19 protein-coding genes are annotated in these 22151 nt (G+C 62.4%); 13 read left to right on the forward strand and 6 right to left on the reverse strand.

Features of this window, described 5'->3' with window-relative positions; genetic code table 11:
- Window positions 1-134: 134 nt before the first annotated feature.
- Complete coding sequence (locus K5Q02_RS10990; protein WP_225839157.1) at window positions 135-533, reverse strand: DUF2946 family protein; 399 nt, start codon at window positions 531-533, stop codon at window positions 135-137.
- A 151-nt stretch (window positions 534-684) separates the two neighbouring features.
- On the reverse strand, window positions 685-1788 hold the full coding sequence (locus K5Q02_RS10995) for an NADH:flavin oxidoreductase (RefSeq protein WP_225839158.1): 1104 nt from the start codon (window positions 1786-1788) through the stop codon (window positions 685-687).
- Between the two features lie 415 nt (window positions 1789-2203).
- Between K5Q02_RS10995 and K5Q02_RS11000 the strand changes: the two genes are divergently transcribed.
- From K5Q02_RS11000 to K5Q02_RS11010, 3 genes are all read left to right on the forward strand, one after another.
- The gene (locus K5Q02_RS11000) at window positions 2204-2770 is read left to right on the forward strand and encodes a TetR/AcrR family transcriptional regulator (protein ID WP_225839159.1); all 567 of its coding nucleotides are present in this window, start codon (window positions 2204-2206) and stop codon (window positions 2768-2770) included.
- An 84-nt stretch (window positions 2771-2854) separates the two neighbouring features.
- Window positions 2855-3310: a MaoC family dehydratase gene (locus K5Q02_RS11005; RefSeq protein ID WP_225839160.1), complete on the forward strand. Its 456-nt coding sequence runs from the start codon at window positions 2855-2857 to the stop codon at window positions 3308-3310.
- A 48-nt stretch (window positions 3311-3358) separates the two neighbouring features.
- Window positions 3359-4366 (forward strand): aldo/keto reductase, encoded by a 1008-nt coding sequence (locus tag K5Q02_RS11010; RefSeq protein ID WP_225839161.1) that lies wholly within the window; start codon window positions 3359-3361, stop codon window positions 4364-4366.
- A 55-nt stretch (window positions 4367-4421) separates the two neighbouring features.
- Here K5Q02_RS11010 and K5Q02_RS11015 read toward each other — a convergent pair whose 3' ends face one another.
- Window positions 4422-5324: a LysR family transcriptional regulator gene (locus tag K5Q02_RS11015; protein ID WP_225839162.1), complete on the reverse strand. Its 903-nt coding sequence runs from the start codon at window positions 5322-5324 to the stop codon at window positions 4422-4424.
- 90 nt (window positions 5325-5414) lie between these two features.
- On the opposite strand from K5Q02_RS11015, the gene K5Q02_RS11020 reads away from it, so the two are divergent.
- The 6 genes from K5Q02_RS11020 to K5Q02_RS11045 all read left to right on the forward strand — a co-directional run bounded on the left by K5Q02_RS11020 (window position 5415) and on the right by K5Q02_RS11045 (window position 12155).
- Window positions 5415-6191, forward strand: a complete 777-nt coding sequence (locus K5Q02_RS11020) for an SDR family NAD(P)-dependent oxidoreductase (protein ID WP_225839163.1) — start codon at window positions 5415-5417, stop codon at window positions 6189-6191.
- Window positions 6192-6245: 54 nt separating this feature from the next.
- The gene (locus tag K5Q02_RS11025) at window positions 6246-7001 is read left to right on the forward strand and encodes an SDR family NAD(P)-dependent oxidoreductase (RefSeq protein ID WP_225839164.1); all 756 of its coding nucleotides are present in this window, start codon (window positions 6246-6248) and stop codon (window positions 6999-7001) included.
- Window positions 7002-7043: 42 nt separating this feature from the next.
- The gene (locus tag K5Q02_RS11030; protein WP_225839165.1) at window positions 7044-8435 is read left to right on the forward strand and encodes an aspartate aminotransferase family protein; all 1392 of its coding nucleotides are present in this window, start codon (window positions 7044-7046) and stop codon (window positions 8433-8435) included.
- Between the two features lie 99 nt (window positions 8436-8534).
- Complete coding sequence (locus K5Q02_RS11035) at window positions 8535-9902, forward strand: glutamine synthetase family protein (protein ID WP_225839166.1); 1368 nt, start codon at window positions 8535-8537, stop codon at window positions 9900-9902.
- 169 nt (window positions 9903-10071) lie between these two features.
- Window positions 10072-11064, forward strand: coding sequence for a hypothetical protein (locus tag K5Q02_RS11040; RefSeq protein WP_225839167.1), 993 nt, complete (start codon window positions 10072-10074; stop codon window positions 11062-11064).
- Window positions 11061-12155 carry a hypothetical protein gene (locus tag K5Q02_RS11045; protein ID WP_225839168.1) on the forward strand — a complete coding sequence of 365 codons (1095 nt, stop codon included), beginning with the start codon at window positions 11061-11063 and terminating at the stop codon, window positions 12153-12155. Before K5Q02_RS11040 ends, K5Q02_RS11045 begins: the two co-directional genes overlap by 4 nt.
- A gap of 80 nt (window positions 12156-12235) precedes the next feature.
- Here K5Q02_RS11045 and K5Q02_RS11050 read toward each other — a convergent pair whose 3' ends face one another.
- From K5Q02_RS11050 to K5Q02_RS11060, 3 genes are all read right to left on the reverse strand, one after another.
- Window positions 12236-12700 (reverse strand): hypothetical protein, encoded by a 465-nt coding sequence (locus K5Q02_RS11050; protein WP_225839169.1) that lies wholly within the window; start codon window positions 12698-12700, stop codon window positions 12236-12238.
- Window positions 12701-12913: 213 nt separating this feature from the next.
- On the reverse strand, window positions 12914-13132 hold the full coding sequence (locus tag K5Q02_RS11055; protein WP_225839170.1) for a hypothetical protein: 219 nt from the start codon (window positions 13130-13132) through the stop codon (window positions 12914-12916).
- Window positions 13133-13400: 268 nt separating this feature from the next.
- The gene (locus K5Q02_RS11060; RefSeq protein WP_225839171.1) at window positions 13401-14396 is read right to left on the reverse strand and encodes a LysR family transcriptional regulator; all 996 of its coding nucleotides are present in this window, start codon (window positions 14394-14396) and stop codon (window positions 13401-13403) included.
- A 147-nt stretch (window positions 14397-14543) separates the two neighbouring features.
- On the opposite strand from K5Q02_RS11060, the gene K5Q02_RS11065 reads away from it, so the two are divergent.
- The 4 genes from K5Q02_RS11065 (at window position 14544) to K5Q02_RS11080 (ending at window position 22121) form a co-directional block, all read left to right on the forward strand.
- A complete protein-coding gene (locus K5Q02_RS11065; protein WP_225839649.1) occupies window positions 14544-15338 on the forward strand; it encodes a response regulator transcription factor in 795 nt (264 codons plus the stop codon).
- A 58-nt stretch (window positions 15339-15396) separates the two neighbouring features.
- Window positions 15397-17790: a hybrid sensor histidine kinase/response regulator gene (locus K5Q02_RS11070; RefSeq protein WP_225839172.1), complete on the forward strand. Its 2394-nt coding sequence runs from the start codon at window positions 15397-15399 to the stop codon at window positions 17788-17790.
- Window positions 17787-20102, forward strand: a complete 2316-nt coding sequence (locus K5Q02_RS11075) for a TonB-dependent receptor (RefSeq protein ID WP_225839173.1) — start codon at window positions 17787-17789, stop codon at window positions 20100-20102. The genes K5Q02_RS11070 and K5Q02_RS11075 overlap by 4 nt, the downstream gene beginning before the upstream one ends.
- Before the next feature lie 246 nt (window positions 20103-20348).
- Window positions 20349-22121 (forward strand): ShlB/FhaC/HecB family hemolysin secretion/activation protein, encoded by a 1773-nt coding sequence (locus K5Q02_RS11080; RefSeq protein WP_225839174.1) that lies wholly within the window; start codon window positions 20349-20351, stop codon window positions 22119-22121.
- The last annotated feature ends 30 nt before the right edge of the window (window positions 22122-22151 follow it).

Here is a 22151-nt window from a genome sequence, read left to right on the forward strand (position 1 = left end):
GGCGCCGAACGGCGCGCGAGCGGCAGCAGCAGAGCGGTATCTGTTGTTTTCATCAAAGGTTTTTCCACGCGGAATGGGTGGCGCTGTTTCCCGACCGCGCGCGGGCGCAGGCCGATGGAATCAGGCTGATTGGGTCACACGGCGAGGAAGCGGGAAGGGGAGGCGCGAGGATTCAGGGAGGGCCATAGATAGCGCGGTGGCGGTTGCGCCAGGCTGCGCACGACGATTGGCGACGGCCTCGCCGAGAGCCGGTGGCCAATGTTCCAGCTTGCGGTATTGAGGGCGATGGCCAGGGAAGAAGACGAGCACAGCGGGCAGTTGAATTGCGCACTCATCTGCTGGGACTGGCTGGAGCTGCCGTCATCGTAACGCTGGCCGTGATCACTGCCAGAAGCGCAGTAACCGCCGTTCAGGCCGCTGAGGGCAAGGCCGCTCATTTGCCCGTGATGAATACCGCAGACGAACAGACTGAACAGGACGCTGGCGTAGAGCATCCATGCAATCAGTGACCGTTCATCGCGGGCGAATTTCATGGGGCCGAACTTTACCACCGCGGTAAGGTTTGGCGAGGGCACCTTGCGTGGTGAATTGCCGCACTGACGGCTTTGGGTGAAGACGAGCAAAGCGCGGAGATTTGACCCCCGCGCCTGCCGTGTTTCAAGCGCACATTGCGTGCGTCAATCGTCAGGCTAGCGTGGCGAGGTCGGCGGCATTGAAGCCTGGCAGTGGCTCACCGTTACGAACCTTGTTGGCCCACTGTGCGTCGGAGATCAGCACACGGCCCACGGCGATCAGGTCGAACTCTTCACGCTCGAGGCGCAGGTGCAGATTATCCAGCACGGCGGCATCGGAGCCCTTGCCGCCAAAGGCGCCGAAGAAGTCGCCATCGAGCCCTACCGAGCCGACGCTGATGGTCGCTGCACCGGTGAGTTTCTTCGCCCAACCCGCAAAGTTGAGGCCGTGCTCGCCGTCGATGTCCGCGAACTCCGGCTCCCAGAAGCGGCGCTGCGAGCAATGCAGGATATCCACGCCAGCCTCGACCAGCGGCGTCAGCCACTGGGTCATCTCGTCAGGCGTGGTCGCCAGGCGTGCGGCGTAGTCCTGCTGCTTCCACTGGCTGACCCGCAGGATCAGCGGAAAGTCCGGCCCGACGGCCGCGCGAACGGCGCGTACCGCCTCTGCAGCGAAGCGCGAACGCTCGGCGATGGTGGCGCCACCGAAGGCATCCGTGCGGGTGTTGGTACCTGGCCAGAAGAACTGGTCGATCAGGTAACCATGGGCGCCATGCAGCTCGACCGTGTCGAAGCCCAGGCGTTTGGCATCCGCTGCAGCGCTGGCGAATGCCGCCACGGTATCGGCGATGTCTTCCAGGGTCATGGTCACGCCGCGCGGATCATCGGGGGCCACCAGCCCGGACGGGCTTTCCACCGGCGCATCAGGCACCCATTCGCCACGGGAACGGGTCGAGCCGGTGTGCCAGATCTGTGGGCCGATGCGACCGCCAGCCGCGTGTACGGCCTTGGCCACTTCAGCCCAGCCAGCCAGCGCTGCATCGCCATGAAAGAACGGGATACCTGGCATGTTGCGCGAGGCCGGGCGGTCGATCACTGTGCCCTCCGTCAGGATCAGGCCCACGCCGCCGGCAGCGCGGCGACGGTAGTACTCGGCATGTTGCTCGCCGGGAATACCTTCGGGCGCCAGGGCACGGGTCATGGGCGCCATGACGATGCGGTTGGGCAGATCCAGGCTTTTCAGTTTGAAGGGGCTGAACAGTACATCGTCGGACATGACACGCTCCATTTGGGTTAGTGGCCGCTGCATATTCAGCGGTACTGCTAATACGGTGAATCGGAGAATTCGGCAGCGCCAAGCGGGCGCTGCCAGGCTGATCACGCAGCCATTATTCGGGCCAGCACAGCCTGGTGAAGCCAGCGCAGCGTCGCCCACATGAACACGACATTCAGCTTGTTGGCAACACCAGGACTACGCTGATACGCCCGCCATTCATGGCGCGAATACCTCCAAGCAGCACGGGCGGCGTCTGCATCACGAATGCCCTCATTCGACGTGGGGAGGCGCACCTTGGTTGGACTCGGCGTATTTAAAATGATGGTCGTAATCTTTTATGTCAATAAAATTGATTATGATCGACATCAATGTATGCTTGACGCTTGATAGGCGATGCACCAGGAGGCATGTGGATATGCGAGTGACCAAGGCTCAGGCCCAGGCGAACCGAGCGCTGATCGTCGAAACAGCCTCTGCTCTGTTTCGTGAGCGCGGCTATGACGGCGTGGGCGTGGCGGATCTGATGGCCGCTGCCGGCTTCACGCATGGCGGGTTCTACAAGCACTTCGGCTCCAAGGCTGACCTGATGGCGGAATCGGCCGCGTGCGGCATTTCAAAAACGCTGGAGCGCAGTAGCGGTGTAGACGCCGCCGCGTTCTTCAACTTCTACGTTTCTCGACAGCACCGTGATGAGCGCGGGTCTGGCTGCACCATGGCCGCGCTTGGCGGCGACGCGACGCGTCAACCGGACGAGATCAAGGCGATATTCGCGCAGGGCATCGAAGGCATGCTAGCGACGCTCGATCATGAGGGCGATACGCAAGGGCAGGACGCGCGAGCGCAAATGATCGGCTTGTTCGCCCAGGCAGTCGGGGCGATCGTGTTGTCCCGCGCCTGCCCGGACGATTCCCCGCTGGCAGACGAGATCATCGACCTGTGTCGTTCGCAGATCCTGGCAGCCATACCCGAGAACGCGAGCTAGCGGCATCGCACCGTCGTTGTGCTTGGCTGATGACAGTAGTTTTCACGCCGCACCTGCGGCCCGTAAAAAGAGGGAGCCTGAAAGATGACCATCTACTACCTGGACGACCTGCAACCGGGTCAACGCTTCGCTGGCACTACCCGGGTTCGCCTCGACGCGGAGGCCATCAAGACCTTCGCTGCCGAGTTCGACCCCCAGCCATTTCATCTCGACGAAGCCGCTGCCAGTACTTCGATTTTTGGTGCACTGGCCGCCAGTGGCTGGCACACCGCGGCGCTGACCATGCGCCTGCTGGTCGATTGCGAGCCGAAACTCGCCGGCGGCATTGTCGGCGCCGGCTTCGACGAGCTGCGCTGGCCGCTGCCGGTCAGGCCTGGCGATGAACTGCGGGTGGAACTCGAGGTGCTGGAGGTGCGGCCATCCAGATCCAAGCCTACTCAAGGGCTGGTCAAAATGCGCACCACCACGCTGAATCAGGATGGGCAGGTCGTGCAGGTTTCCGTGGGCAATCTGGTGGTGCCTCGTCGCCCTGAGCAATAGCGCTAATCGACCTCTAACAGTGGCCGCCTGACGGCGGTGGAGAACAGCATGAAATACACCACGTTTGGCAAAACGGGCCTGCAGGTTTCCCAGGTGGCGCTGGGCACCGGCAATTTTGGAACCGGTTGGGGCTATGGTGCCGACCCTGATACCAGCGAGGCCGTTTTCAACGCCTACGCCGAAGCTGGCGGCAACTTCATCGATACCGCCGACGTGTACCAGTTCGGCCAGTCCGAGGCGCTGCTCGGTACGCTGCTGGAGGGGCGCCGCGAGGATTTCGTCCTCGCTACCAAGTTCACCAACGGCGCGGCACCCGATGCCAACCGCTTGGTCACCGGTAACAGCCGCAAGGCGATGGTCGCGTCGGTCGAGGCGAGCCTGAAGCGCCTGAAAACCGACCGCATCGATATCTACTGGGTGCATCATCCCGACGCTGTTACGCCCATGGAAGAAGTGGTTCGCGGTCTGGATGATCTTGCTCGCGCCGGCAAGATTCTCTACGCGGGCCTGTCCAACTTTCCGGCCTGGCGTCTCGCCCATGCTGCCACCCTGGCACAACTGACCCGCGCCGTTCCCATCGCGGCGGCGCAGTTCGAGCACAGCCTGGTGCACCGCGATCCCGAGGCCGATTTGTTCCAGGCGTCCCATGCTCTGGGGCTGGGGATCGTTACCTGGTCTCCGCTCGGCGGCGGCATGCTCACTGGCAAATACCGGCAGGGCGAGAAGGGCCGGGCCGAAGGCTTCGGTGGGCGGGTATTCCAGGCCGAGAACTCGGCGCAGCGCACGCAGATTCTCGACGTGCTGATCGCGGTTGCCGATGAGCTGGGCGTCAACCCTGGCCAGGTTGCAATTGCCTGGGCCGGTACTCACGGCTCGGTGCCGATCATCGGGCCACGTTCCCTGGCGCAGCTCACCGACAATCTTGGTTCCCTGGCGCTCGAACTGTCGGCCGAGCAGATCGCTCGCCTTGATGCGGTGAGCGATCTGGGCCAGGCGACAGCAGCGAGAACCCCGGTTTCCTGGGCTTCGGGCAACCTGCCGAGAATCGTTGCCTAACAGAGCGTTGGCGGCGGGTCGATGAAGTGCGGAACGCTGCAGCAGAGCCAGGCACTTACGAACGCGCCGGCCCAGCCTCGACCTGCTCGCGCAGCAGTTGCAGATAACGGCGTGCCCCCAGCCCCAGGGGGCGGCTCTTGTACCAGATGACATCGACCCACAGACGTATCTGGCTGGCCATGTTGTCGAACTTGACCGCGGACAGCACGCCCGAGGCGATCATCGGCTGAACCAGCGGCTGCGGCAGGTAGGCCCAGCCCAGGCCGGCTTGCACCAGGTCGAGGGTGGCCAGGTAACTGTCCGTGAGCCACACGCGGTGGGAAAGCACGATCTGCGGGTCGGAGGCGTTGGGGTCGCCGCTGGCCACCACGATCTGCCGTGTGTCCGCCATGTGCGCTTCGTCCAGTGGTTCTCCCTCGCTGGTGAACGGGTAGCCTGGCGCGGCGACTGCGGTAAGCAACTGGCTGCCGGCTTCGGCGAAGGCTTCGCGCTCGTCGATGCCGGGGCGCTCGAACATCAACGCCACGTGCACGCTGCCGTCGTGCAGCATGCGCACCGCATCGGCCTGGGCAGCCGAGCGAATCTCTATCTCCAGAGTGGGGAATTCCCGGGCCAGGGTAATCAGCGGCTGGCTCCAGGCGCCGGTCTGTAGCTCCGGGGCCATCGCCAGCACCAGCCGTCTTTCCAGGCCCTTGTGCAACTGCAGTGCATGGGCGTCGAGCAGGTTCAGCTGACTGGCCACCTGTCTGGCCTGGGGCTCCAGTGCGCGGGCGGCTGGGGTGGGCAGCGCCTTGCGGGTCGAGCGATCGAACAGGATCAGATCCAGTTCTGCCTCCAGCTGCGACACCGCCATGTTCACGGCCGAGGGCACACGGCCCAAGACGCGCGCTGCCGCGGAAAACGAGCCTTCGTCGATGACGGCGAGAAATACCCGAAGCGATTCGCTGGTGAATACCATGGTTGTCAGTTTCCCTGATAACAGTCGTCTTTTTGTATCAGATTTATGCGCTTAGCATCCAGCCCATCAAACCCGCGGGATGAGGTCGGTATGTTCAGGGCAATGGCAGGTCAGGTGGCATTGGTCAGCGGCGCTGGTAGCGAGAGCGGCATCGGCATGGCCATTGCGCGCAGGCTCGGGGCGGCTGGCGTAAAGCTGATCGTCACCGCCAGCAGCGCGCGCATCGCCGAGCGTGTAGCCGAGCTGCGCGCCGCGGGCTTCGAGGCCGAGGGCTGCGCAGTCGACCTCACCGACGAAGCGCAGACGCAGGCGTTCGCAGACTGTGCGGAGGCGCTCTGGGGGCGCATCGACATCCTGGTCAACAACGCCGGCATGGCCATGCAGGGCAGCCCCGAGCCGTTCGTCGAGGTGTCGAAGATGAGCCTCGACGTTTGGAACCTGTCGATCTCGCGCAACCTGACTTCCGCATTTCTGCTCACCCGCGCCGTGCTGCCGGGCATGCAGCAGCGCCAATATGGCCGTGTCGTACACGTCAGCTCGGTGACTGGCACGCGGGTTGGCAATCCGGGGGAGGCCGGCTACAGCGCGGCCAAGGCCGGAATGCTCGGTTTGAACCGGTCACTGGCGCTGGAAGTGGCCGGCGAGGGCATCACCGTCAATTCGGTAGCGCCGGGGTGGATCACTACCGCCGCCACCCACCCCGAAGAACAGCGCGCTGCGGCCTATGTGCCCGTGGGCCGCGCCGGCTATCCCGAAGAAGTCGCCGCCGCAGTGGCCTTTCTGGCCTCACCGGAGGCGAGCTACATCACCGGTGAGTCGCTGGTGATCGATGGCGGCAACAGCCTGATCGAGAACAAGGCGCCCTGAGCGCCAACCCCTCTTTTATCCCCTCGAGCGGCCTGCGGGCCGAGGAGTGAACCGATGCAACCCGTCGTTCTGATTACCGGTGCCCTGGGCGGTATCGGCCAGGCCATGTGCGAGCGTTTCAATGCGGGTGGCTGGCAGGTCTTCGGCACGGATCTGGACGCCACCGCGCTCGCCGCGCTGCAGGCCGAAGGCAAGCTGGCCGGCGCGCATGGCGCCGACATTCGTAAACCGAGCGCCTGCAAAGACGTCGTCGCGGCGTTGCTCGCCAGCATCGGCCGGCTGGACGCCCTGGTGAACTGCGCCGGTGTGTGGCGTGAAGGCCCGCTGGAATCGTTCAGCGAAGAGGATTTCGACATCGTGCTGGACGTCAACCTCAAGGCCACCTTCTTCATGTGCTCGGCCAGCATCCCGGCGCTGCGCGAGAGCAAGGGCGCCATCGTCAACATCTCCAGCGACGCCGGCCGGCAGGGCAATCGCAATGCTGCCGCCTACTGCGCCAGCAAGGGCGCGGTGACCCTCATGACCAAGGCGCTGGCGCTGGATCTGGCGCCTTCAGGCGTGCGCTGCAACAGCGTGTCGCCGGGCGATGTGGAGACTCCGATGCTGAAGTTCCAGGCCGAGCATTACGGCAATGGCGACCAGCAGGCGTACTACCAGGATCTGCTGGCCAAGTACCCGCAAGGCGACGCGGCGCGTTTCATCCAGCCCGGCGAAGTGGCCGACCTGGCGTATTTCCTCTGCCAGAGCAGCGCGCGCTCCATCACCGGCGCGGACATGGCAATCGACTGCGGTGTGTCGGCCGGCAACTGAGCGTTGCGGCGACCCGTTCATACAACATTTGGAGTGTCCTTCATGTTCAACAGTGGAATCAGCGAGTCGGCAGTCGCAACCTTCGTGGCCGGTGAACGCGAGCGCTTTCTGCAGCGCAACCCGAAATCCGTCGAGTGGGCCAAGCGTGCCCGCAAGTCGCTGTTCGGTGGCGTACCGATGCACTGGATGAGTGACTGGTCGATGCCCAGCTCGCTGTTCGTCAGCCGAGCCAAGGGCGCGCGTTTCTATGATGTGGACGGCCACGAGTACATCGACTTCTGCCTGGGCGACACCGGCAGCATGTTTGGCCATTCACCTGACCCGATTGCCCGGGCCATCGCCGAGCAGGGCGCCAACGGCCTGACCACCATGCTGCCGGGCGAGGACGCGGTGATCGCCGGCGAGTTGCTCGCCGAGCGCTTTGGCCTGCCGTTCTGGCAGGTGGCGACCACCGCCACCGACGCCAACCGTTACGTGATCCGCTGGGCCCGTGCGATCACTGGGCGCAAGGTGCTGCTGGTGTTCGACGGCTGCTACCACGGCACCGTCGACGACGTGATGGTGCGCTGCAAGGAAGGCCGCACCGTGCACCGTGGCGGCCTGATCGGCCAGGCACGCAACCTGGCCAAGACCAGCCGCGCCGTGCCGTTCAATGATGTCGCCGGGCTGGAGGCAGCCCTCGCTCAAGGCGATGTCGCGGCGATTCTCTGCGAGCCAGCGATGACCAACATCGGCATGGTGCTGCCCGAGCCGGGCTTCATGGAAAAGGTTCGCGAGCTGAGCAAGCAGTACGGCAGCCTGCTGATCATCGACGAAACCCACACCATCTCCACCGGGCCTGGCGGCTGCACCCGCGCCTGGAACCTCAAGCCGGACTTCATCACCCTCGGCAAGCCCATCGCTGGCGGCGTGCCGTGCTCGGTGTACGGCTGCAGCCACGAGATGGCGCAGGCCATGCGCCTGGCCCAGCAACATGCCAGTGAAACCAGCCACGGCCATGGCCACAGCGGCATGGGTACCACGCTGTCAGCCAACGCGCTGGCCATGCGCTGCATGCGCGTGAATCTGGAAGAGGTGATGACGCCAGCGGCCTACGATCACATGCTCCCCCAGGCTGCACGCCTGGCCGCCGGCTTGCGCCAGTTGATCGGCAAGCACGGGCTGAACTGGTCGGTGACCGAGTTGGGGGCGCGCTGCGAATTCCAGTTCTGCGCCACGGCGCCAAAGACCGGTGCCGAAGCCGAAGCCGCTTTCCATGACAGCCTGCAGATGGCCTTGCACCTGTACCTGATCAACCGTGGCATCCTCATCACACCGTTCCACAACATGACCCTGTGCTGCCCGGATACCAGCACCGCCGACGTCGACAAGCTGCTCGCCACCCTCGATGCAGGGCTGACCGAGCTGCTGGCAATTCCCGGTGCCCGTGCGTGACCAGAGATGTCGATTGACCGCCGTGATCCTCCTGCCACGCCCTGAAGGCGGGCAGGGGATTACAGCGGTGTTTCCTGCAATTTTTTACGAGAGCTGACCATGCAATTCGCCGATATCCAGGAAGCCCGCGACTTTCTCGCCGCCCACCCCGAAGTGCGCAGCATCGAGCTGATGCTGATCGATGCCAACGGCGTGCCGCGTGGCAAGCTGCTGCACCGTGATGAGCTGCTGGCGATCTATGAGCATGGCCGGCCGCTGCCCAGTTCGATTCTGGCCCTGACCATTCAGGGTGAAGACGTCGAAACCACTGGCCTGGTCTGGGAAGTGGCCGATGCCGACTGCTGGACATACCCGCTGCCCGGCAGCCTGACCCTGCAGCCCTGGCGCAGCTCGCCCACTGGGCAAGTGCAGGTGAGCATGCACCCGACCCAGGGCTTGCCCGCCACGCCGGCCGACCCTCGGCATGCCTTGGTGCGAGTGATCGAACGCCTCAAGGCCGACGGCTTTTACCCGGTGATGGCCGTGGAGCTGGAGTTCTACCTGCTGGACAAGCAGCGCGACGCCACGGGCCGCCCGCAACCGGCGCTGCAGAGCAATGGCGTGCGACCTCAGGCGCCGCAGGTGTATGGCGTGTACGAGCTGGAGCAGTTGCAGCCGTTCCTCGACGACCTGTATGCCGCCTGCGACGTGCAGGGCCTGCCGGTGCGCACGGCGATTTCCGAGTACGCGCCTGGCCAGGTCGAGTTGACCCTGGAGCACCGCTTCGATGCGCTGCAGGCCATCGACGAAGGCATTCGCTACAAGCGCTTGGTCAAAGGCGTCGCCAACCAGCACGGGCTGCAGGCCTGTTTCATGGCCAAGCCGTTCGGCGATCTGGCCGGCAGTGGCCTGCACCTGCACGTGAGCCTGGCCGATGAGCAGGGCAACAACCTCTACGCCAGCGAAGACCCACAAGGCACGCCGCTGCTGCGCCATTCCATCGGCGGCATGATGGCCACGCTGCTCGACTCGCTGGCGATCTTCTGCCCCAACGCCAACTCGTTCCGCCGCTTCCAGGCCAACAGCTACGCACCGCTGGCCAAGAGCTGGGGCGTGAACAACCGCACCGTGTCGTTCCGCGTGCCGGGTGGCCCGGCCAACAGCCGCCATATCGAGCACCGCATCTGTGGCGCTGACGCTAACCCTTATCTGGCGGCAGCGGCGATTCTCGCCGGCATCCACCACGGCATTCGCGAGCAGATCGACCCGGGCGCAACCATCGTCGGCAACGGTTACGAGCAGGCCACCGAGTTCCTGCCGACCGACTGGCTCACTGCGCTGTGTGCCCTGGAGCAATCGAGTTGGGCCAGAGAGGCGTTGGGTGAAGCGTTTCTCAAGGTGTTTCTGGCGATCAAGCAAACCGAGTACCGCCAGTTCATGGCCGAGGTCGGCGAGCAGGATTGGCGTTGGTATCTGCACCACGCTTGAGTGGCGCAGGTACGCGGCAGCGCCGCAAGACTCGGACAACATCGCGCGGCTCGCTGCCTGGATTTGGGCCAAGCAAAACACCTGTTCTCACAGTATGATGGCGTATAGCTATGTCGTGCCTCGCGCCAGTGGTGCGCCGGCATGACGCTGCGCATCGTCGGGAGAGGGCATGGGCACGGATCTGCTGAGCAAAGCGCAACTCAAGGAGCTGGTGCGACGGGTCATCGTCGCCCAGGGCAATGCCTTCATCAAGGAACTGCTGCGTGGCACCAGTGTCCGGATCGGTGCGACCAAGGAAGACTTCGCCGCCAATCTGGATGCCGCCATCGATGCCGACGAGCTGACTCAGGAAACCCTGGAAGCTTGGTTAGCAGAAGTCGAAGGTTGGGGCGATCAGCACCTCTATCTGATCGAGCCGCCGCAGGTGGAGATCGGCGCGCTGGCTGCCGGTATCGCGGCCAGCCCCCATGCCGCTCTGCAGCAGGCAAGTGCCAGCCTGGATTTCCCCCAGGCGCTGGAGCTCAAGCACATCGGCTTGGGGGAGGGCGGTCTGTCGATGCTCTGGCATCAGGGCAAGGCTGGCTGGAACCGCTGGAAACCCAAGGACTTCGCCATCGACGAGGGCCTGGAGCGTTATCGCTTCGACGCCTACCGGCAGCGCCTGGATCGCAGCGTGGTGCGCTATGAATGGCGCTTCGGCGATCCCTATTGTGCGATCCTCATTCACCGTAACCCCGAGATCGATCACAAAGCCGTTTTCCAGGATGTGCGAATGACCCTGGCGGCGATCGGCTGCCCGGATGTCGCGCCGCTGCCGATTCCCCTCGACCAGGCGGTGAAAGTGGCGGCGATGAAGGGCAAGGGCGTGCACTCCACCCGCTTCGAGCTCGACGGCGGCTATGTAGAAATGGCCTCGACCCTCGCAGAAGGTGGCATCGACGCCGTGGAGCCGGTGCGTGTGGTGCTGCAGGCTGTAGACACCGAGCAGTTCGACAGGGCGCAGGGCATGCTGCATTTTGCCGCCGAAGAGCATGGCACCAGCCGCCGTATCGCCGTTCAGGTTTATGGGCGCGAGGCGCGCTTGCGGATCTGGGCGCAGTGTAAGCGCGAGGACATCGTGCGTATCGTCGAGCTGCTCTGGGAGTACAACAACGCGCCATGAGCCCGTCATCACATGACCGCTGGCAAGCGGAAATCGACCGGCGCCTGCAGCAGGGCGTCGAGCTGGAATTTACCCTGGCGCAGTTCGCAGGGGTAGTCGGTGCCCAGGACAGCGACACAGCACTGCAGGCCTTCCTCGACAACCTGGTCGCATCCACGGCAGCACGCAGAATCGATTCCTATCGCTGCCCGGTACGCGGCTGCGACAGGGTGCTGCCGCCCGGCGGCCAGCCTACGTCATGCCCTTACTGTCACACCGACTATCTGCAGGAAGGCTGTGAGGTCATCGCCGAGCATTTCTACCGTCTCGTGGGCGAAACCAGTCGCGATATCCGCTGGGTGATCGTTATCCATGGCATGAACAGCCGCGCTAAATGGCAGGAAGAGTTCAGTTGGGAAATCGCCAATCGGCTCAGCTATTCCGCTCCCGTGCTCATCTACAAATACGGTTGGGCGACCATCGACGTGTTCACCCGCTGGCTGCACCGCCGCCTCGCCCGGCAGATGGGCGAACGCATGAGGATTGCCATCCGGCAGGCGGAGAAAAGCGACCTGCCGACCGCGCCGGACATCATCGCCCACAGCTTTGGCACATTGCTGCTGTCGCGTGTACTGGCGGATGCGGAATTCGCCGACCTGAAATTCGGCCGCATCATCACCGCAGCGAGCATCGTGCGCCCGGATTTCGACTGGGATCGGCTTGTCGCAGAAGGCCGCGTGGAAGCGGTGCTGAACCATGTCGGCGGTCAAGATGGAGCGGTGTCCTATGCGCAATACGCCATTCCCGGCGCGGGCCCCGGTGGGGTAGCGGGGTACGACGCAAAGACCGTTCTCAATGTGCGCACAGACACCTATCCCCACTCGGGCTTCTTCATCCCGGAAAATTTGCGTGTGCTGATATCGCGTGAGGGCCTGTGGCATGGCTTTCTGACGCGGCCGCTGGCGCACTTTCGCCCGCCTGGCAGCTTCGTACCCGAAGCACGCTGGCGCCCGGCGCCGTTGCCGGCGCGCATCCCTACACGTTTGCTGGCGTATACGGTGTTCTGTCTACTGGCGCCGTTGTCGTGGTTTCGTCGGCGCCTCGATCCTTGAGGCGTTCCGTTTAAACGAGCCTCCACGCCGGGGCGCATGCAGGCACCCTGGCGTTTGCAGCGGAGCAGAGCGCCGCGGTATCAGTTGCTCGGTCGCTGCTTGGTCGAGTCCAGCTCGGCCTTGCTGGCGGTGGTGATCTCGGTGATTTGTGCGGACTTGGCAATCGCGTAATCGAAGGTGTCCTGCATCTTGGCGATGGCTTCGGTCGGCGTTCCTTTCAGCCCGCCACTGGCTGCCCAGTCGAGGTTCCAGACCCCGGACAGATCGTCCGCGCCAGCCACATCGTGAGTTTCGATGGCGGTGAATACGTCAGGATGGCGCTGCATGTACTTGGCCGCCTCGACCACATCGCTTGGCACCTTGCCCGAGGTATCGCTGGCCAGTTGCGAGACTTCCTGTTTGGTAATCGCACCTTTGCCGTTCTGGCGCATGTAATCGGCGAGGGTTTTGCTGGACTTGGCGATGTCCAACTTCGCATCGAATACCGAAGTCGACGAGCTCGGAGTATTCGGGTTACCGCCAGTAGGTGAAACGGTAGTAGACATCGACCTGCTCCCTCAGTGGATTGATGACACGTGGCAGCGATACTGCCTTCGCCACGGACGTTATCAGCAAGCAAATGGCCACTGCGCATCGCCTTCACAGCAATTCGCAAACGCCTGAAAATTTCACAGCGTTTCACAGTGGGCTGGGCTTCCAGGAAGCCAAGCTGACGCACCGCTAGTGTCGATGCGTGCTTGATCTTGAAGCTGTTGCGGCTAGAGGCGCGGTGCGCTTTTCACGGTTGAAAGCGCTCTTTCTATCGCCTCGTGTGGGGTTGAGGCGAGGGGCTGCTCGACGTGGTTGTACTTGCTGTTGTCCAGGATCAGCACCTGGGCTGTCTGGGCCAGCTTGTCGACGTCATAACCCAGGTCGATACATGCACCCAAAACGGCCAACATGGCCTGTTCCAGCACCATCTCACTATGCGTAGCCATATCTGCACCTCGGCGGTGGCCTGTAGCCGGCCGGAAGAAAGATCAAGCGAATGTGCTGCTACTGATGAGGTATGACTACGCAGTAACCAGAAGGATTCAGCTCATGTTGGCGCGCAGCGCAGTTGGCCGATGAAATGTCATCTGGGCGACGAGCAGATTGCGAGATGGCTCGTTTCGACAAACGTGCTCTAGAGGCATAGCAGTTTTGTTTGAAGGGTTCTGAAGCGACAGTTGATGGGGCTTTAGGGGCTGATTTCAGTCATAACCTTCATTCTTGAACGGCAGCCAGGCTCATCAAAGCAGACATGCCGGCGGCTGGCTGAACCTCGAGTTCGTCACGAAGGTGCTGAACTAAAGCACGGGCTGCAGGCGTTATGCTGCGGTGGGGATTGGTGAGCGTATACAGCACTGCCGCTTTCGGGTGTTCGGCTGGGCAGGCCTGTTGCAGGCGCCCGGCTCGTAGATCGTCGATGCAACTGTGCAGCGGTACGCAGGCCAGGCCTAGGCCGGCACGGGCGGCGTCGAGCATCGACTGGTAATCGTGTAAGCATAGCGCTGCCCTGTCCAGCGCCTTCTCCCCATCTACCAATAGCCAGGGCCGTAGGCCCGTGGAGGATCGGGTGGTAAGAAGATCCATATCGCTCAGCTCATCCAATCGGTTGGGGTTACCAAGGTTACCCACCTTCTCGGGGCTGCCCACAATCACCATTTCCAGGCGTGCTATGGCCCTCGACACGATGTCGGTGCTATCGCCAGGCACCTCATGGAGGCTGAGCGATATATCCAGGTGATTGTTCGCCAGTTCAGTTTCACCATCGGTCTCACTCAGGTAGAACTCGACATTTGGATACCGATCTCTGAACGTGCGCAGGCAGGAATAGAACCAGGGCGACAATACTCTGGGCGCGGATAGATGAACGGGGCCACGTGGTGGGCCATTGGCATCCCTGGCGATCTCCTCGACCGCTTTGGCAGCGTCAAGCATATCCAGCGCATGACAATAAATGCGTGAGCCGATCGGGGTGAGATGAAGAGCCCGTGGCTTGCGGATAAGTAGTTGCACGTCCATGCGCTTTTCGAGCTGGATGATTCGCCTGCTCAAATTGGATTTGGCGACTCCGGTCCGCTGGGCGGCGGCAGAAAAACTACCCGCCTCTACCACATGAACCAGCCAATACAGATCGACCAGATTGGCAGCGCGCAGTGAGTATTGAGGCGCCGGTATTTGGGACGACGTGTGGTCGTATATGGGACGCTGCATCATGTCTATCCACGAGGCTTTGCGTTATCTTATCGCGCTCCTGATGTTAGGCCTTTTGTTACGCCGGACAGCGCTTTTGCTCGCAAGGATAATCGCGTTGATCTATTACCGGTCGTCGGCCGAACCCATGACGTTAATTGGGCTGGAGTGATGCAGAACAATTCCAACAATGCACCGCATATTTTGCTGATAGACGATTCGCCCGAGGAAATTCGGGGGTTGGTAGTCGTCCTGCGTCAGCAAGCCTGGCAGTTGTCCATGGCCAGCGACGCCAGGCAGGGCTACCAGCGTGCCCTGTCGCTAAAGCCCGACCTGATTCTGCTCGACGTCCGCATGCCGGGTATGGATGGGTTTACCCTCTGCCGCTTGTTGCGCGAGGCGCCTGCAACCTGCCGTGTTCCGATCATATTCCTGACCTCCTCCGCAGCTGTGGAGGAGCGACTCGAAGGGTTGTCATTGGGTAGCGTCGATTACGTCTTGAAAGGCTGCGACCCTCAGGAAGTTCTGGCGCGCATCCGAATCCACTTGCAACTGGCATGGCGTGAAACGGCGCCCGAGCAAACCCAGGTTCCCGCAGAGCCGGGCAGTGATGACCAGGTTTCGCTGCGTGTGGCCATGCGTTTGATTGCTCAGCACCTCGATGAGATGCCTTCCCTGGCAGAGCTTGCCCGCAAGACGGGTACCCACGAAAAGCGGCTTTCGAGCATTTTTCGCGAGCATCTGGGCTGTACGGTGTTCGCCTACATTCGCGAAGCCCGGTTGCGGCGTGGCCAGGAACTGCTGGCCGAGAGTGCGATGGATATTCAGGACATTGCCGATCAGGTCGGGTTTCGCAGCGCCTGCAATTTCACTACGGCATTTCGAGAGCGCGTGGGCATGACGCCAAGCCAGTATCGCCAGCAAGCCCATAACAAGGGTTCGTCGCAGCGAACTGATGCGGACTAGCCATTATGCAAGGCTCATCCGGTGCGACACCGTGCTCCCCCTTCGCTCCTGTGTGGGCATGAGCAGGGTTTGGCTAAGTGCCTTCCTGCTGGTACTCATGTGCCTGTGCAGCCCTCTGGTTTGGGCTGTCGACGTCTGCCAGGCTGCACGCGTGGATTTGGCACCACAGATACAGATGCTCGAGGATTCCGACGCCAGGCTCGATGCCTTGCAGGTTTCCCAGCTGCCCGCCTCGAAATTCAGCCCGGCATCGCCTGAGCTGCTTGGGCAGGAGTACAGCCATTCAGCCTTCTGGCTGCGCTTCGAGGTCGAGAATCGAGATACGCGAATCTGCCAGCGTTGGTTGACCGTCGGCGAGCCGCGGCTGCACGACATTCAGTTGCATGTGTTGCGCGGCACCCGTTGGCAAACGCAGGTTGCCGGTGCGGCGTACCCGCTCGAGCAATGGCCGCTCGCTGAGCGCCAGCCGGTGTTCGAACTGGTGCTCGAGCCAGGTGAGCGCGCCCAGGTATTGGTCCGGGTCACCACACCCACGCTGCTGCTGTTGCACCCGGTTCTGTGGAGTGAAACCGCTCTGCTTAAAGATAGGCAGCGGGTTTCGCTGGGCGACGGTATTACTCTGGGCATCGTGCTGTTGGTGGTGCCTTTCAGTCTGATCGTCGGCTGGATCGTGCGCTCTCGGTTGCTGGCGGTTCACGCGGCAACCGTATTCAGTTACGTCACGGTGACCTGGGTCGCCAGTGGCTATCTGATTACCTGGCCTGCGCTGATGCCCTGGAGTCTGCCGATATGGTCGCTGTTGAGCGTACTGTCTTTTCTGTTTTTCCTGGCTTACGCCCGCGAACTGTTACAGGTTCGCCGCCTGCCTGCGCTTTGGGGCAGGCTCTACGATCTGATCCTGCTGCTATTCATCTGTGCGTGCCTCTGGGGCCTTCTGGTCGATTCGGCCCAGGGGCGACCGCTTGCTGAGTGGTGCACGCGGGTCGCCGCTTATCTGCTGCTGCCTGCGACACTGTTTACGGCCTGGCGAAGAGGCCTGCCGCTCAGCTGGATGGCTTGGGCAGTGCCTGGCTTCATGCTGCTGCAGTTCCTGGTGCGCTATGTCTTGCAACTCGACCAGTTGCCCTGGCAGGCCCGCGGCAGTGTGTTGAGCTTGTCTTCCACGTTACCGGGGGTGGCGATACTGGTCTGCACGCTGATCACCGAAGTCAGCCGTAGCCGGCGAAGGGAAAAGCGCGCGCTGACCGCCCTGGAGCGCCAGCAAAAGGCCGAGCAGGAAAGGCTGGAGAGCACTGTCGCCTTGCGCACCAGCCAGCTGCGCGAGTCGCTGCGTGCCCGCAGTACGCTGATGGCGCGAATCAGCCATGACCTTCGCTCCCCGCTGGTGAGCATCATCGATTACGCGCGCCTCGTTCAGGCAGGTGTCGCACGTGATGATTTTCCCCACAAAATCGAACGCAATGCTCGGCAACAGCTGGAGCTGATCGACGAGTTGCTGGAGTTTTCCCGCAGCGAGCTGCAGCAGTTGGAGTTGACGCTGGCGCCAGGTTATCTCTACGGCTTCCTGCGCGAGCTGGAAGAAGAGGTGGCCTTTCTGGCTGCACGGCAGAACAACCGGCTCGAGTGCCGTTTTGCCGCTGATCTACCCGCATTGGTGCGGGCGGATTTTCGCCGCTTGCGCCAGGTATTACTCAACTTGCTGGGTAATGCCGCGAAATTCACCCACGACGGCTGGATTCGCTTCGAAGTCGATGCCAGTGCCGAAGCGGACGGGCGGGTGCGACTGAGCCTCAAGATCAGTGACAGCGGCATCGGTATCGATCCTCATGCAGGAGAGCAGTTGCTCAAGCCATTCCAGCGTGGCCGAGGTGTCGAATCCTATGATGGCAGCGGGCTTGGGCTGTCCATCGTCACTCAGTTGCTGCTCCATATGGGCAGTGAACTGAAGCTGGAACGGCTGGAGCCACGGGGCAGTTGTTTCGCGTTCGAGCTGGTGTTGGAGTCGGCCGGTGAGGATGAGTTGGAAAGCAGCTTCATCGACGAGCATGGCATCGACGTAGAGGGCAATGGCCGGCGTGTGCTGCTGGTCGATGACTTGCAGCAGAATCGTGAGTGGTTGTGCGATTTGCTGTCCGGTTACGGCTTCGATGTGGACTGCGCCGAGAACGGTCTTCAGGCGCTCGAATGGTTGCAGCGCGACACGCCCGATCTGCTCGTCACCGATCAGCGCATGCCGGGTATGGACGGCTGGGAACTGCTGCATACCCTGCGCTTGAGCTGGCCCGATTTGCCAGTGCTGCTGTATTCGGCGGCGCCCGCGTTGCGCCCGGCAGGCATGTCAGCGCAACTGCGTTTCGATGCCACGTTGCTCAAACCGGCATCGAGCCGGGATCTGATGGCCTGCATCGATACCCTCAGCCGAAGCGGCGCACAGCGGCAGGGGTCAGCATGATGAGGCTCAGACGAACCTTGCCGCATTTACTGGGCCTGATGTCGCCGTTCGCGGTATGGGCACAAACTGCCGCCCTGCAACTCGATGAAATCAATGTCAGCGCTCGTCATCGTGAAGAGCGCGTGCAGGAAGTACCGATCAGTCTTGTCGTGGTGGACGCAGCGCAGTTCGGCGGTGCCGGCCTGGATACTATGAATGCGCTGGCTGCGCGCATTCCCGGGTTGACGCTCAGCGCTCCCAACCCTCGCTACGCCGCCTACGGAATCCGCGGGCTGGGGTCGAGCTCCGCCAACGACGGGCTCGATGGCAGCGTTGCGCTGTTCTCGGACGGCGTTTATCTCGGCCGTCAGGGCATGTCCCTGCAGGATCTTGGCGATATAGAGCGGGTCGAAGTGCTGCGCGGCCCGCAGGGCACGTTGTATGGAAAGAACGCCACGGCAGGCGCGATCAATATCCTCAGCCGGGCACCCAGCTTCGTCAGCGAGGGGAGTGCCGAGGTGAGCATGGGCCAGGATGGCCTGCGCCAATACCGTGCGAGCCTGTCAGGCCCGCTGATCGATGAAGTGCTGGCTGGCAGGTTGAGCCTCTACGACGCTGCGCGCGACGGCGCCATCGAGAATCGCTATAGCGGACGTGCAGTGGCAGGTGAGGACAGGCAGGGCGGGCGAGGGCAGTTACTGTGGGAGCCTAACGAGTTCTTCAGTGCTCGGTTGATCGGTGAGTATGCCGTGCAGGATGAGAGCGCTGTGCTGGTTGCCAGCAACCTGAGTGCGGTGACTCGTCAGCGTGCCGCCTTTGTCGGGTATTCGCCGCTGCCTGTAGACCCCTACGCCCTCCGCGTCGATCACGATGAAGCCAACCGCCTGGAGACCCGGCAACGCGGGCTGACACTGCTACTCGACAACCATCTCGATCACGGCATAACCCTGAGCAGCATCTCGGGCTATCGGGATTGGGCCTATGACAGCAAGAGCGACGCCGACAGTATGGCGCTGTCGATAGCTCGTTCGGCCGTGGATATCGACCATCGCCAGTTCAGCCAGGAACTACGCCTTGCGCAGACGCTCGATGAAAAGTTCGATTATGTGCTGGGTCTCTACTACCTGCGGCAACGCTTCCAGCGCCAGAGTGATGTGCGATTTGGCCCTGATGCCGCGGCATTCTTTCTTGGCGACCGTGCGGAACTGACGTCGCTTGGCGTAACCCCTGGCATGGTGCCGTCGACATTGCTGCAAGGTGCCCATCAGGACATTCGTGGGGAGCAGAAAAGCGATAGTCAGGCGGTGTTCGGGCAATTCACCTGGAGCCCCAGCGAGCGACTCGCCATCACGCCGGGGCTGCGTTACACCCGCGAGCGCAAACGCGGACGTATTACCCGGTCCGTCGATGGCCTGGCTCCGCTCGGCAGCGATCTGGTGTCGCAGCTCGGTGGCACGCTGCTGCGCGATGTTGCGCTGGGCGGCCAGTACCTGCGCCGCAACAGCATCGAGGAACATAACCTTTCCGGGCAGTTAGCGATCAGCTATCAATTGACCGATGCGGTTACTGGCTATGCCAACTGGTCACGAGGCTACAAGGCCGGTGGCATCAACCTCGAAGTGACGGGGCAGCGGGTGCCACCGACATTCGGCCCGGAGCGGGCTACCTCGATGGAGGTCGGCTTCAAAAGCCGCTGGTGGCAGGAGCGGCTGCTTGTAGACATGGCGTTCTACCAAACGGACGTCGACGACTACCAGGCATTGAGCAACAGCAAGGCGGTCGATGATCTGTCACCGCCACTGCGCGACAGCCTTATCAACGTGGGCAAGGTACGCCTGCGCGGTGTGGAGCTCGATAGTCGAGTGCTGTTGAGTGGCCATTGGCAGTGGCATCTTGCTGCAGCCTTGAGCGATGCACGCTACCGCTCGTTCGAGAATGCGCCCTGCGCGCCGCAAAGCGCAGCATTGTCGTGTGATCTTTCGGGCAAGCGGCTGTTCAATGCCCCGCAGTGGAGCGCGGCAACCGGCTTGAATTACCAACGACCATTGGTGCTCGGCTTGGCGTTGTTTGGGGCGCTGGATTACAGCTGGCGCAGTGGTTCATACGGGGTTCTGGAACGAGGTGCTGGCAGTTATCAGCCTGCCTACGGGCTGACCGATCTGCGTATCGGCATAGGCCGTATCGATCAGCAGTGGGCACTCGAACTATGGGCTAAAAACCTGTTCGACCAGGATTATGCCAGTGCGGTGTACGCCACCCTGGGCTCTGGAGATTACGGTGTTTTACCAGGCCCGCAGCGCAGTCTCGGCATGACCTGGCGAGCTCAGTACTAGCGATGTTCGCGATTCATTCGGGCGCCTTCTCAGGCTGCACAGCCGCGTACGTGAGTTCGCTTCGAGGTAGCCGGCTCGCCGCTCTCATTCGGCCTGCTTTGCAAAATAATCACGGATATCCGCTGCGGCAAAAGTCCCATCCGGTTGGGCAAAATTTGATCGTTCATGGCGTGAGTAGACTCCGCGGGCTCTTCATCCATCGGCTTGACCCGATGGTTGGTTTCCCAAATTTCATGGAGTTGTACGATGCCAGTTCCTCACAAGGATTCCGTTCGCGCGGGCAAGCATCTGCTGTATTGCGCCGTCGTTCTGGCGGGTTCCAGTGCTGCCCCGCTGGTGTTTGCGCAGGCTGTGCCCGACGCAGGGCAGTTACTTAACGAGCACCAGCAGACCCAACCTTCCGAACCTCGCTCCACTCAGCCGCCAGCTGCCTTCGAACTGCCATCGGGTACCAACCAGCCAGGGGACTCCGGCCTTCGGGTGCAGCTCAAAGCAATCCGCTTCAGCGGAGATACCGCGCTGGCCGAAGCCGAGAATCTGCAAGAGCTGATCAAACCCGTTCTGGGCAAGACCCTCGACCATGCCGGTCTTCAGCAACTTGTAGACAGCCTTACTCGTTATCTTCGTGGCCGCGGCTATGTACTGGCTCGTGCTTATCTGCCGCGTCAGGACCTGACCGAAGGCCAGCTGGAGATCGCCCTGGTCAAGGGCCGCCTGCAGTCCGGGGCCTCGCGCATCGAAATGAGCGGCGCTACCCGCAGCAGCCACGAGCGTTTGCATGGGATCGCCGACAGCGCCCTTGCCGAAGGCGAGGTGTTGCGCGTCGAAGATCTGGAGCGGGCGTTGCTGCTGATCAACGATCAGCCGGGCATCAGTGCGCAGTCGGCGCTGGAACGCGGCGTCGAGCCCGGCACCAGTCGCCTGTTGATAAATGCCAAACCGGGCCCGCTGCTCAATGGTGGCGTGTCGACTGACAACTATGGCAATCGCAGCACCGGCACGGCGCGCGCCAATGCACAGTTGAGCTTCAACGATCCGCTGGGCATTGGTGATCAACTGAATATCGGCGTCAGCAAAAGCACTGGTAGCGATATTGTCGGTGGCTCCTACAGCCTGCCGCTGACCGCTTCCGGGCTACGTCTGAATGCCGCGGGCTCTTACCTGCGTTATGACGTCGACCAGGAGCAATTCCGCCCCCTCGATCTGCGCGGTACTGCGCGCAGCGGTTCGCTGGGCTTGAGCTACCCGCTGATTCGCTCGCGACTGGAGAACCTCAATCTATCGGCGACCTACGAGTACAAGGCGCTGGAGGATCGTGCGCTGGGTACCAACCTGCGCGATCGGGAATTGAACAATATCGTTCTGGCCATGAGTGGTAACCGTTTTGACGGTTTTGCCGGCGGCGGCGTGACCGACGCCATGCTGGCCTTGACGCTGGGTGAGCTCGACCTGTCCGGCAACCGTGACGACCAGTTCGCCGACAGCGTGAGCGCTGACAGCGATGGCAGCTTCCATAAGCTGAACCTGCGCGTGTCGCGCTTGCAGAGCCTGGGTGCCGCGAGCCCGTGGACGTTGTTCGGCGGCATTTCAGCTCAGTGGGCCAGTGACAACCTCGACTCTTCCGAGAAATTCCTGCTGGGTGGCCCAGCCGGTGTACGTGCTTATCCGGTCGGCGAAGCCTCTGCGGATCATGGCTGGCTGGCCACCCTTGAACTGCGCCGCAACCTCGATCTGAACCTGCCCGGCGTGACACTGCAGGGGCTTGGGTTCTTCGACACCGGCCGTGTCTGGCTGCACGAGAACCCCTGGCCTGGTTCGATCAACAATGCCGGCGACACCAACCGCTACGACCTGCATGCCGTGGGCATAGGCGCCAACCTGTGGGCGGGTGATTTCAGTGTCCGTACCGCTGTCGCGCGCACGCTCGATAACAACCCAGGTCGTGGTTTGTCCGGCCTGGATGCAGACAGCCGTGCCAGCGACTGGCGCGCCTGGATTCAAGCCTCGTACGCATTCTGATCAAGTCATTGCGGTTATTTAAGAATTTTA

This window comes from Pseudomonas sp. MM211, from assembly GCF_020386635.1.
Lineage (GTDB): Bacteria > Pseudomonadota > Gammaproteobacteria > Pseudomonadales > Pseudomonadaceae > Aquipseudomonas.